At 65.7% G+C, this 12,306-nt stretch carries 10 protein-coding genes; 4 read left to right on the top strand and 6 right to left on the bottom strand.

All coding sequences use genetic code 11. The features are described from left to right. Positions 1-143: 143 nt before the first annotated feature. Positions 144-911 carry a precorrin-6A synthase (deacetylating) gene (gene cobF, locus PSm6_RS27960; protein WP_043242141.1) on the bottom strand — a complete coding sequence of 256 codons (768 nt, stop codon included), beginning with the start codon at positions 909-911 and terminating at the stop codon, positions 144-146. Between the two features lie 388 nt (positions 912-1,299). On the opposite strand from cobF, the gene PSm6_RS27965 reads away from it, so the two are divergent. Continuing rightward, positions 1,300-3,495, top strand: coding sequence for an OsmC domain/YcaO domain-containing protein (locus tag PSm6_RS27965; RefSeq protein WP_021220095.1), 2,196 nt, complete (start codon positions 1,300-1,302; stop codon positions 3,493-3,495). Positions 3,496-3,561: 66 nt separating this feature from the next. On the opposite strand, the gene PSm6_RS27970 is transcribed toward PSm6_RS27965, so the two are convergent. Then, entirely contained in the window at positions 3,562-4,374 is an 813-nt protein-coding gene (locus PSm6_RS27970; RefSeq protein ID WP_265168919.1) for a crotonase/enoyl-CoA hydratase family protein, read from the bottom strand. A gap of 765 nt (positions 4,375-5,139) precedes the next feature. On the opposite strand from PSm6_RS27970, the gene PSm6_RS27975 reads away from it, so the two are divergent. Next, positions 5,140-6,090, top strand: a complete 951-nt coding sequence (locus PSm6_RS27975) for a hypothetical protein (protein ID WP_021220093.1) — start codon at positions 5,140-5,142, stop codon at positions 6,088-6,090. Positions 6,091-6,132: 42 nt separating this feature from the next. On the opposite strand, the gene PSm6_RS27980 is transcribed toward PSm6_RS27975, so the two are convergent. From PSm6_RS27980 to PSm6_RS27995, 4 genes are all read right to left on the bottom strand, one after another. Continuing rightward, positions 6,133-7,074, bottom strand: coding sequence for a S1C family serine protease (locus PSm6_RS27980; RefSeq protein ID WP_158480945.1), 942 nt, complete (start codon positions 7,072-7,074; stop codon positions 6,133-6,135). Positions 7,075-7,221: 147 nt separating this feature from the next. After that, positions 7,222-7,938, bottom strand: coding sequence for an SDR family NAD(P)-dependent oxidoreductase (locus tag PSm6_RS27985; protein WP_021220091.1), 717 nt, complete (start codon positions 7,936-7,938; stop codon positions 7,222-7,224). Between the two features lie 29 nt (positions 7,939-7,967). After that, positions 7,968-8,453 (bottom strand): DUF2165 family protein, encoded by a 486-nt coding sequence (locus PSm6_RS27990; RefSeq protein ID WP_021220090.1) that lies wholly within the window; start codon positions 8,451-8,453, stop codon positions 7,968-7,970. Positions 8,454-8,614: 161 nt separating this feature from the next. After that, positions 8,615-9,169 (bottom strand): TetR/AcrR family transcriptional regulator, encoded by a 555-nt coding sequence (locus tag PSm6_RS27995; protein WP_031287967.1) that lies wholly within the window; start codon positions 9,167-9,169, stop codon positions 8,615-8,617. A gap of 248 nt (positions 9,170-9,417) precedes the next feature. Here PSm6_RS27995 and PSm6_RS28000 point away from each other — a divergent pair, with 248 nt between their 5' ends. Together PSm6_RS28000 and PSm6_RS30760 are read left to right on the top strand one after the other, a co-directional pair. Beyond that, positions 9,418-10,488 (top strand): MASE2 domain-containing protein, encoded by a 1,071-nt coding sequence (locus PSm6_RS28000; protein WP_265168920.1) that lies wholly within the window; start codon positions 9,418-9,420, stop codon positions 10,486-10,488. Positions 10,489-10,612: 124 nt separating this feature from the next. After that, positions 10,613-12,238 (top strand): methyl-accepting chemotaxis protein, encoded by a 1,626-nt coding sequence (locus tag PSm6_RS30760; RefSeq protein ID WP_031287962.1) that lies wholly within the window; start codon positions 10,613-10,615, stop codon positions 12,236-12,238. The last annotated feature ends 68 nt before the right edge of the window (positions 12,239-12,306 follow it).

Below are 12,306 nucleotides of genomic sequence, written 5' to 3' on the forward strand. Positions count from 1 at the left end.
TCGCCCTGGGTGAAATCCGTTGCCCCGAGTGTGCCCAAGGGCGCCGGAGCCGGCATGACCGATCACGCCAATCAGGTGATCCAACGCGTCAATCTTAGTGACAGTGGCCGCTGGCGCCAGAACCACGGGCGGAGAGCCGCGCCTCACACCCCTTCGTCATCCCCCCGGCGCAGCAGGTAGGTGTCCATGATCCAGCCGTTGGCCTCGCGCGCCTGCTGGCGGGTGCGGGCGATGTCGGCGGCCACGTCCTTGAGCTTGCCGGCGATGAGGATTTCATCCGGCGTGCCCACGTAGGCGCCCCAGTAGATGTACAGGTCGGGGGCGTCGAGGCGGGTGTAGGTGTCTTCCGCGTCGAGCATCACCACCACGCTGTCGACGTTGCTGGGGAAGCCCTCGGCGAGGCGCCGGCCGGTGGTGATCTCGATGGACCGGCCGATGCGGTTCAGCGGCACCTTGTGACGGGCAGCCAGCGCCTGGATGCTGCTGATGCCGGGGATGACCTCGTACTCGAACGCCAGCCGCCCGTCCCGGAGGATCGCCTGCAGGATGCGCAGGGTGCTGTCGTAGAGCGACGGGTCGCCCCAGACCAGGAAGGCGCCGCACTCCCCCTCCCCCAGCTCCTCGCCGATCAGCCGCTCGAACACCTGCTGCTTGGCCAGGTTCAGGTCCTTGACGGCCGCGTCGTACTCGCCGCCGCGCTCGCGCTCTGGGCTGCCCGCCTCGACGAAGCGGTAGTCGCGCCCGCTGATGTAGCGCTCGCAGATTTCCCGGCGCAGGTGGATGAGCTTGTCCTTGCTGTTGCCCTTGTCGAGGATGAAGAACACATCGACCTGGTTGAGCGCCTTCACGGCCTGCAGGGTGATGTAGTCGGGATCGCCCGCCCCGATGCCGATGACCAGTAGTTTCTTCATGGCGGCTCCTCGCCCGTTCACAGGCCGCCATGGTGAGCGCAAAGGTGGTGGTGATGAAAGAGGGCAGCCCGGCCCGAGGGTCTGCAAGCCCCCGCGCCAGCCCGACACCGGCCGTCGCCACGGTCGGGTAATGGCTGCATCCGGGCAGGTCAGCCTGGGCACTGGCCGCCAATTCCCCTATCCTTCCCGCCGGCGAACCCACTGCGGCATCGAATGCCGGTCACAGGACCGCTTCCATGCACGCCCTGCGCAGCCCGATCCCGCCCCGCTCCCTCTGCTGGAACCTGCACGCCCTGGCCTGGCCACGCGCGTTGCCGACGGGGCCGATCGTCCCGGCTGCTCAGTGCGCCCCCCTTCATCGCTCCACTTTTTACGCTGGTACCCCCGCATGGAAATCAAGGTCAACTTTCTCGACAACCTTCGTCTCGAAGCCAAGTTCGACGACTTCACGGTCATCGCCGACCAACCGATCCGCTACAAGGGCGACGGTTCGGCACCGGGGCCGTTCGACTACTTCCTGGCCTCCTCGGCCCTGTGCGCGGCGTACTTCGTGAAGCTGTACTGCCAGACGCGCAACATCCCCACCGAGAACATCCGGCTGTCGCAGAACAACATCGTCGACCCGGAAAACCGCTACCAGCAGATCTTCAAGATCCAGGTCGAGCTGCCGGCGGACATCGCCGAGAAGGACCGCCTCGGCATCCTCCGCTCCATCGACCGCTGCACCGTGAAGAAGGTGGTGCAGCAGGGCCCCGAGTTCGTCATCGAAGAGGTGGAGAACCTCGACGCCGACGCCCAGGCCCTGCTGATCCCGAGCAGCAGCGAGCAGAGCACCTACATCGCCGGCAAGGACCTGCCGCTGGAAGAAACCATCGCCAACATGTCCGGCATCCTCGCCAGCCTGGGCATGAAGATCGAGATCGCCTCATGGCGCAACATCGTGCCCAACGTCTGGTCGCTGCACATTCGCGACGCCGCCTCGCCGATGTGCTTCACCAACGGCAAGGGCGCCACCAAGGAAAGCGCCCTGGCCTCCGCGCTGGGCGAGTTCATCGAGCGGCTTAACTGCAATTTCTTCTACAACGACCAGTTCTGGGGCGAGGACATCGCCAACGCCGACTTCGTCCACTACCCCAACGAGCGCTGGTTCAAGCCGGGCCCGAAGGACGCGCTGCCCGCCGAGATCCTCGACGCCCACTGCCTGGAAATCTACAACCCGGACGGCGAGCTGCGCGGCTCGCACCTGTACGACACCAACTCCGGCAACACCGTGCGCGGCATCTGCTCGCTGCCCTTCGTGCGGCAGTCGGATGGCGAGACGGTGTACTTCCCGTCCAACCTGATCGAGAACCTCTACCTCAGCAACGGCATGAGCGCCGGCAACACCCTGGTCGAAGCCCAGGTGCAGTGCCTGTCGGAAATCTTCGAGCGCGCGGTGAAGCGCGAAATCCTCGAAGGCGAGATGGCCCTGCCGGACGTGCCCCAAGCCGTGCTGGAGAAGTACCCCTCCATCCTCGCCGGCATCCGTGGGCTGGAAGAGCAAGGCTTCCCCGTGCTGGTGAAGGACGCCTCCCTGGGCGGTGAATTCCCGGTGATGTGCGTCACCCTGATGAACCCACGCACCGGCGGCGTGTTCGCCTCCTTCGGCGCCCACCCCAGCTTCGAAGTGGCGCTGGAGCGCAGCCTCACCGAGCTGCTCCAGGGCCGCAGCTTCGAAGGCCTCAACGACCTGCCGCAGCCGACCTTCGAAGGCCACGCGGTGACCGAGCCGAACAACTTCGTCGAGCACTTCATCGACTCCAGCGGCGTGGTGTCGTGGCGCTTCTTCAGCGCCAAGGCCGATTTCGAGTTCGTCGAGTGGGACTTCTCCGGCCAGGGCGAAGACAGCAACGCCGAGGAAGCCGCCACCCTGTTCGGCATCCTCGAGGACATGGGCAAGGAAGTGTACGTGGCCACCTACGACGACCTCGGCGCCAACGCCTGTCGCATCCTGGTGCCGGGCTACTCGGAGATCTACCCGGTGGAGGACCTGATCTGGGACAACACCAACAAGGCGCTGCTGTTCCGTGCGGACATCCTCAACCTGCACAGCCTGCCCGACCGTGGCCTGAAGTCCCTGCTGAAGAACCTCAACAACACCGAGGTCGACGACTACACCGACATCACCACGCTGATCGGCGTCGAGTTCGACGACAACACCGTCTGGGGCCAGCTGACCATCCTCGAGCTGAAGCTGCTGATCCACCTGGCGCTGAAGAAGTTCGAAGACGCCAAGGAGCTGGTGGAAGCCTTCCTGCAATACAACGACAACACCGTCGAGCGCGGGCTGTTCTACCAGGCCCTGAACGCGGCGCTGGAAGTGACCCTGGACGACGACCTGGAGATGGACGACTACGAAGCCAACTTCCGCCGCATGTTCGGCAACCCGCGCATGGACGCGGTGCTGGGCTCGCTGGATGGCAGCGTGCGCTTCTACGGCCTGACGCCCACCAGCATGAAGCTGGAAGGCCTCGACCGGCACCAACGCCTGGTGGAGAGCTACAAGAAGCTCCACGCCGCGCGGGCCAGGGCAGCAGCCAAGTAACCCGCCCCGCCAGCGGCCCTCGCCCCTTCTCGGGCGGGGGCCGTATCTACCCGCCCCCTCCTCCCGTCACCAGGTCCGCTCCCGGTACGCGTCCTGGGATTTCTGCAAGCGGCGCTTCACGGCGGTGGCCTGGTTCCTGCGACCGATCACCCGCCGCTGCCACAACCGCTCCTGCCCCAGGGCAGCCGATTCCGAGGTGCTCCAGGCGCCGATCAGCAGGTGCTTGGCGGCGGCCAGTGCATCCGGCGATTGCTGGGCGAATTCCAGGCAAAGCGCGCGGGCCTGCGCCAGCGGGTCGTCGGCCAGGTGGGTGACCAGGCCCAGCTGGTGGGCCTGCGTGGCGTCGATGATGCGCCCGGAGAACGTCAGCTCCATCGCCACGTCCTTGGGCAGCAGCTCACGCAACAGCACGGTGCCGCCCATGTCCGGAACCAGGCCCCATTGGGATTCCATGATGGACAGCTGGGCGGTGGGCGCGGCGACGCGGATGTCGGCGCCCAGGGCGATCTGCAGGCCGGCGCCGAAGCAGTTGCCGTGGATGGCGGCGATGACTGGGACGCTCAGCGAGCGCCACACCAGCGAGACCTTCTGGTATCGGTTAATGCTGGGCTTCCACAGCGGCAGGAGGGCCATGATCTTCTTCAGCGGGCTGCCGGTGACGATGTCCTTGAGGTCCATGCCGGAGCAGAAGGACGGGCCGTTGCCGGCCAGGATCACCGCGCGCACGGCCCGGTCGCGCTTGAGGAATTCGCCGCAGGCGATCAGTTCCAGCAACAGCTGGGCACTGATCGAGTTGTGCTTGTCGGGGCGGTTCAGGCGCACGGTGGCGATGGCGCCGTCATAGCTCAGGTCTACATGGTTCCACACGGGCTGGGTCACGCCGGCAGGTCCTCGTTTTGTTGGAAGGGTGGGTAGGCGTTGCGCCGCTCATGGTAAGCGCGCTCCGGCGGTTTGGGTGCGGGGGGCATGGCAAAAAAAGGGCCGGCCGGAAACCGGCCAACCCAAAGGCCGGTGTGACGTGGAGGCCCGTAGGATGGGTAGAGCTCTGCGAAACCCATGCTCTGCAACTGCACGGAATTGACCTGGCGTGGATAACGCTCTTCTCATCCACCTGCGGAGCGTCCGGCGAGCCCGAAAGGTGGACCGATAAAGCGTGGTCCACCCTACACATGGACCCGCTCCGTGCTGGCTGTTGCGGTACGTCGTAGGGCGGGTGAAACCCGCGAATCCCCAGCGCCGAATCTGTCGGGTTGCACCCGACCTACAGGCGGCTAGTCGTAGATGCCCACCCCGCGTGTTGGTCCGTGATTGGCCGGCGGCAAGGCTTCGCAAATAGCGGCGATGCACTGGGCACGAACACGTCCTGCCGGGCCCGTCCTGGGCAACCCGATACGCCTCCCGGTTATTACCGGGGATTCAGCCAATCGATACCGCGACAGGAACGCCAAACGGCCTGAAAACGACGCTTGACCTTAAAGTTGAGTTGAACGTTAGGGTTTCCGCACCCCATCTCCCGGGCTCATTTCCGGGGGCAGATACGCCGGGGTTCCAGGGGCATGGACCCCATCACGACGCGGAGAACAGACAGACATGAGATCCACCAGGGTTGCAGCAGCGGCAGGTATTTTCCTCAGCACCATCGCGATGACCTCATGGGCAACCGAGGTGCCGGCCACGCATCCGGTCGGGACCGCCAGCACCGTGATCGCCGGCCACACGGTGCCGCTACTGGCGGGCGGCCTGTATGACCGATTCCACTCCAACCCGCCGCTTTCCGTCATCGCCTCCGAGGCGCCGGATGTGGACCTGAGCTGGTTCAAGACCCTGCAGAAAACCAGGGTCGACATCGGCTTCGAGTCCTACTCACCGAACTTCTATTACAAGAACAGCAAGGTGACGGCGGTGTTCACCGCCGACCTGGCCACGCTCAAGTCGCTGATGCCTGCCAAGGTGCTGGAGCAGGTGCAGCCGCTGCAGGTGTGGCCCGGCCGCGGCCTGGTGGCGCTGACCGCCTACACCTATGAATACTGCGACAACGACAGCTACAACGAGGTCTCGCTGTCCATCGTCACCAACCGGCCCGGCAACGCCAACCTGGGCCCGGTCTCCCTGGTCGGCCAGTCGATGTCGAAGGACTTCTGGGGCTACGTGCTCAAGCTGCCGGTGGACACCGAGCTCGCCAGGGTGCGCGGCGTGGTGGGCTACAACCTGCCCAAGTGGCTGACCGGCATCCACCTCAAGGACAACGACAAGACGGTGGTCTACGAGATCATCGACAGCCAGACGGGCAAGGTCGACGTCACCCTGGAAACGGACAAGCTGGGCGACCTCTCCAGCGAGGCCGAACTGGTCACCAACAGCTTCACCAACACCGGGCACGACGGCGAACTGACCTACGGCTACGCGGTTTCCCGCCAGTTGAGCCACGCCTCCAGCAGCGACGAGAGCACAGTGAAGCTGGTGCTCGGCGACGGCAGCCTGTCGACCTACATCAAGGCCCTGGACCTGGGCACGATGATGAAATACGAGTACGTGCCGAGCTTCCAGAGCGCGCTCTACGCCCCCGCCCCGCTGCAGTCGATGCTGAACGACTGACCCACGGCAGCGGCACGCGAGTCCAGGGCCAGGCCTGTCTCGCTACTGCGGCGCACCGATCACGACCGGGACTTCCTGGAAGGCGTTCACGCGCCAGAACTTCACCTGGATGGTCGAGCCAATGGGCTGCTTGAGGACGATGACGAAGAACTCCGAAGCGTCTGCGACGGGCGTGCCGTTGACCGACACCAGGGTGTCACCACGCAGCAGCCCGGCCGCTGCCGATGGGCTGCCGGGCAGGGTTCCCTCAACCCAGACCCCGGTGCTTGGAAGCCTCAGGCGTGGCGCCTTGACGGGGTCGATGGTGGATATCCTCGCCCCGATCCGGCCCCCCACCCAGGAAGCCGGTGCGCAACGCTTTTCCGCCAGGGTCTGGGTGACGACGGTTTGTGCCTTCTGCACCCATTGCCTGATTTCGGGGTCTTCGCTGGCGAACCCCGGAGAGGTTTCGATCAACCGCGCATGCAGGTAATCGCAGGAGCGGTTGCGGTAGCGCTCCGGTGTTTCCATGGCGATGTACTCTGCAATCGTCGTGCTCAACGCCCCGCTGCTGGCGGGCGTTACGGCAGGAGCAGGCGCCGGAGAGACGGGGGTGGACGAGGCCGCAGCGACCGCCGCCGGTGCGGCGGCGGCCTTGCCTGCATCCGGCTTCGCCTGGGCAGTGCTTCCTGCCAGGGGCGCTGGCACTGTGCAGCCTTTTTCGGCGATCACCTGCTCACGCGTTTCGATGAACATCTGCCCGTTTTCAGCGTCCTTCTGATGCAGCGCCTTGACCTCCGGCCATAGATTCGTGAGCTGCGTGCAGGATTGGGTGCGAAAGTCGGCGATCACCGACTCGCGGACGGAGCGCTCGAACTCGGCCTGGTATTCAGCCTCGCTGGGGCCGGCCGCATCGGCGGCACTCATCGCCAAGGTTATCGGGTCCAGCATGCAACCGCTCAGTGTTCCAGCGACGACGAAAAGTAACGGCAATGCCTGTCTCATGAGGTGACCAGTCCCTGTTTTATTTGCAGGCATACTGCCACCATTGAATAGGCAATGGCTAACGCACGTCACACGGATGGCTACAGCGTCTCAGCGACAGCCGGAAGCGTCAGGGAAGGCGGCCCCTCCGCTCCCGGTTACATCCGTTCAGAAGCGCTCATCCCCGATCGCCGGCAACGTCAGCTCGCGCACGAACGAAGCGGCGGAGAGCCGCAGCAGCGCATCCACCATCGTCACCACGTCATGCACCGGCACCAACTGCCCCTCCCCGCGCGCGGCGGCTGCCGCCAGCGGCGTGGACAGCAGGTCGTCGGTATTCAGGTAGCCCGGGTGCAGCACGGTCACCGCCAGGCGCTGACCGCGGAAGCCTTCGCGCAACGCATCGGCCATGCCATTGAGGGCGAACTTGGAGGCGCCGAACGCCACTTCCGGGCGCCCGCTCTGGCGCAGGGCCGAGGTGGAGCCAATCAGGATCAGCTGCGGCCTGGCGGACGCCAGCAACCGGGGCACCAGCCGCTTGAGCAGCAACAGCGTGGCGGTGATGTTCACCTCCACCAGCCGGCTGATGGACTCATCGCTGTCGCCGAGGAAGTCGTAGTGCTCGCTGAAGGCGTGCTCTTCCCAGATGCCGACATTGCACACCAGCACATCGAGCGCGGCGGGCGCCCCGGCCTCGATCTGCGCCACGGCCACCGAGGGGCGGGCCAGGTCCGCCTCGATCCAGCCGAGCTCGACGCCCGGAGCCAGCGGCAGGTGCTCCGGCCGCCTGCGCGAGACACCTATCACCTCGTCACCCGGCTTGCCGAGCCCTTCCACCAGCGCCCGGCCCAGCCCCCTGCTCGCCCCTACGATCATCATCTTCATGCCATTGCTCCTTGTCCGTTCCTTGCCTGCTAGGCCCAACGCAGGTTGAGCACGACGAAATCCAGCAACACCCAGATGACCAGCACCAGGTGGGTCAGCTGCAGCCCTTCCTGGCGTATCCAGTAACCGAACCAGAGCCCGCCCAGCAGCATGGCGAACAGAAAGCCCAGGGCAGCGCTCAGGGCCAGGTTCAGCCAGGGCCGGGCGGCCTCCAGCCCGGTGCCGAGCAGCAGTTGGTAGCAACCGGCCCAGGCCGCGAGCACGGCAGCCGCCTGCAACACCACGATGACCAGCAGCGCCAGGCGATGCATGAAGGGGGAATCCAAGCCACGCCGCAGCAGCGGGATGTCGATGACCGGCGGCTGTCGCAGGGGCGCCATGGACATGGTCGCGCCGATGGCCCCGACCGAACTGGCGAAGGCGTGCAGGTTGTTGATCAGCGCAACGCTCAGCCACAGGCTGAAGCCGAGAAAGCAGGTGCCCTGGAAAATCATCAGTGAGGTCTGGGTATCCATTCCTGGTCCTTGTGCGTGGGTTCGGAAGCGCCTGAAGCGAACCCGGGCGGGCAGCGACAGGCGAGCCGAGCGGCACTCTAAAACCTCAACCTAACTTGAGGTCAACAAGCGCAGCACAAGAGCAATGGCCAGCCCCTGGGAAGGGGCAAGGGGGCGGTCACCTAGGGCGCGGAGGCGTCGGCGGGCAGCAACCGGGCGATGTCCTCGCTGAAGGTTTTCCACTCCGCTTCCGAGATTTCCATGATGCCGAAGGAGCGCAGGAAGAAGGCCCCGGTGGCCGCGAGAAAGGCCAGCCGCACACGCTTGCCGCGCTCGCTTTCGAACGCTCCGCCCAGCAGCAGGGAGCGGTACCAGTCGTTGGCCTGGGCGCGCAGACTGTCCTGGCTGAACATCGCCGTAAGGATCGCCGCCGCCCGCTTGCTCAGCTCTTCGTCCGGGATGGCGATGATGTGGATCTGCGCGGTCAGCAACTCCAGCACCCCCGCATCCGGTGCCAGCCGGGCCATCACCGACGCCTCGTAGTCGGCCTTCCAGCGGTTGACCATGGCCTCGACCAGGCCGTCCTTGGTACCGAAGCAGGACTGCACGCCGCCCTTGCTTATGCCGGCGGCCTTGGCCACCTCACCAATGCTCAATGCAGAAATGCCTTGGTCCATCACCACCGATATGGCGGCATCCAGCACCAGGTTCCTGTCGATCACAGGGCGTTTACTCATCAGGCCTTCTCGAATTAGAATACGATCGTATTTTTATTTTCCACCCCCTCACCGGGGCTCACAGTGAGGTCCATCCCGCTTATGGCACGTGCCTCGCCCGTTACAGGACCAGGCTCCGACGCGCGCCCGAATGCACCTCTGCCCATCGACCGGAACCGCTGGCGAATTCCCTCGGGAACCCCACACCCGCGCACCCCGGTTTATTCAAGGCATACAACGGTAATTTTACCGCCAATCCGCGAGGGCTCATGGCTTTTGATCGTACTAGGGGCGCGGGTATCGGCTTTGCCAACCGCGTCTACAAACCACGAGCCCTGGGCTGCGCGCTCAGCTTTATTTTCGTCACCACCACCACCTACCCCGGGCCCTCGCCGCTCTGGGTGCTGATGCTGCTCAATGCCTTCATCTGGCCCTGCCTGGCGTACCAGCTGGCAGTGCGAGCCCGCGTGCCCTACCGCACCGAGCTGCGCAATCTTCTGCTCGATTGCGTCTTCGCCGGCGGCTGGGTCGCCGCGATGCAGTTCAGCGTGCTGCCATCCTTGCTGCTCCTGTCGATGGTCGCCATGAACAGCGTCAGCGCCAAGGGCATCCGTTTCATGCTCTATGGCCTGGTCGCCAACCTGCTGGGGATGGCCCTGGCCGGGGCCGCCCTCGGCTTCGAAGTGGCGCTGGAAACCCCGCCGGCCGTGGTCTGGGCCTGCCTGCCGATGCTGGTGATCTACCCCTTCGTGGTCGGCTGGACGAGCTACAGCCTGACGCAGCGGCTGGTCAGGCAGCAGAAGGCGCTGTCCATCGTCAGCGGCTTCGACGAGCGCATGCTCACCTCCCACAACCGCTGGATGTACCAGTTGGCGCGGGTCTTCCTGCGCTGCCGCTGCGGTTCCGGCCAGGCCACCGTGGCGCATATCCGCATCGATGAATTCCCCTTGCTGCGCGAGCGCCACGGTGCGCTGGTGGCGGACGCACTGAGCGTTCGGCTCGGGCACCTGATCAAGGCCGGGATACGCAGCACCGACCTGCTGTGCATGAAGCGCCGGGGGGAATTCCTAGTGCTTCTGTTGCAGGCCAGGCGGCTCGGCGCGCAATCCCTCACCGACCGCATCGAAGACGGTTTCGCCCACTGTTTCGCCGGCGGCACCGGGCTGCCGGAGGCGCGCATCCGTGTTGGCCTCGCCGAGTTCAGCAACAGCCTGGCCAGCGAGAACGAATGGCTGCGCCTGGCGGAACAGCGCTCGGGCCAGCCCCGGCCCCAGGCACTACGCCCCTTGGAAGAAGCCCCGCGAGCCACCCCGGCCGCCGGCCCCCTGCCCGTTCCCTAGCTGCGCCCCACTGCCACACGCAGCGACACCTGATCGCTGATCACCGATTCCGGCCACCCGCTGGCGCTCGCCTGCACCCGGCTTTCAGCCTTTTCAGCCACCACCAACTGTCGTTTGAAGGAGTATTCAGTTGAGAAACCTTGCCATCGGAAAACGCGCGGGACTTATCTTTTCACTGCTGGCCCTGCTGGTCCTGGCCATGGGCGGCAGCAACCTGTACCAAACCAACAGGATGGACAACGCGTCGATCGAGGTCCGTGGCACCTGGCTGCCCGGGATCATCGCACTGAGCGAAATAGGCACCGCCATCGGTAATGGGCGAGCACTGACGCTGCGCGGCATCATCGTCGACGAGCGGGCCGAGCAGCTCCGCGCCGTGTCCACCATCCGAGGCATCCAGGCCGCACTGCCTGGGCAGTTCGCCGCCTATGAAAGCACCATCGCCCAGGCGCAGGATCGCGAACTCTTCAAGCGCTTCATCCACACCTACGAAACCTACCGAGGGCTGCAGGAGCAGATACTCGACGCCATCGATGACGACCATCTGGAAGAGGCCGACCGCCTGGTCAATGGCCCCCTGGTGGATTACGCCAACGCGATGATGAGTGCGCTGGGCGAGCTGATCCGCTTCAACTCCACCGGGGCATCCGAAGCGGCCAAGCGCAGCGACGAAGCATCGGACGACGCCTTCTTCTTCGCCCTGGTCGCCCTGGTAGTGATCCTCGGCGTCACCGTAACCGTCGCCCTGGTGCTGACCCGCAGCATCGTCACTCCGCTGGGCGAGGCGGTGGTCATCGCCGAACGCGTGGCCAGCGGCGACCTGACCCGCGACATCACGGTCATCGGCAAGGACGAGCCGGCCATGCTGCTCGCCGCCCTGCGCACCATGCAGGGCAACCTGCGGGCCACCATCCAGCAGATCGGCAGCTCGTCCGACCAGTTGGCCTCCGCCTCCGAAGAACTGCACGCAGTGACCGAAGACGCCAACCGTGGCCTGCACCAGCAGAACGCCGAGATCGAGCAGGCCGCCACCGCCGTCAACCAGATGACCGCCGCCGTGGAAGAAGTGGCGCGCAACGCCGTGAGCACGGCCGCCGCCTCGAAGGAAAGCGACGAAGCCGGCCGCCAGGGCTTCATCCAGGTCAACGACGCCATCACCTCGATCCGCACCCTGGCCGGCCAGGTCACCCAGGCCTCCGTCCGCGCCTCGGAGCTGGCCAGCCAGACCCGCGACATCAGCACGGTGCTCGACGTGATCCGTGGCATCGCCGCGCAAACCAACCTCCTGGCGCTCAATGCCGCCATCGAGGCCGCGCGTGCCGGTGAGGCCGGCCGTGGCTTCGCCGTGGTCGCCGACGAGGTGCGTTCCCTGGCGCAGCGCACGCAAAGCTCCACCGAGGAGATCGAAGAAATGATCGACAACATCCAGACCGGCACCCAGGGCACCGTGGACGCCCTCCTCGCCGGTGCCGGGCAGGCCGAGCAGACGCTCAAGTCGGCCGCCAACGCCGGCATGGCACTGGAGCGCATCACCGCCTCGATCACCCACATCAACGAGCGCAACCTGATCATCGCCAGCGCCTCGGAACAGCAGGCCCAGGTGGCCCGCGAGGTGGACCGCAACCTCACCAACATCCGCGACCTGTCCCTGCAGACCGCCGCCGGCGCCAACCAGACCAGCGCCTCCAGCCAGGAACTGTCGCGCCTGGCCATCGAGCTCAGCGGCATGGTCACCCGCTTCCGCGTCTGATGCCGGCCCGCGCCTGCCGCCATCGCGGCAGGCGCGCTCTGCGCACCACATCCATGCACGCTTGCACC

The organism is Pseudomonas solani (assembly GCF_026072635.1).
Lineage (GTDB): Bacteria > Pseudomonadota > Gammaproteobacteria > Pseudomonadales > Pseudomonadaceae > Metapseudomonas > Metapseudomonas solani.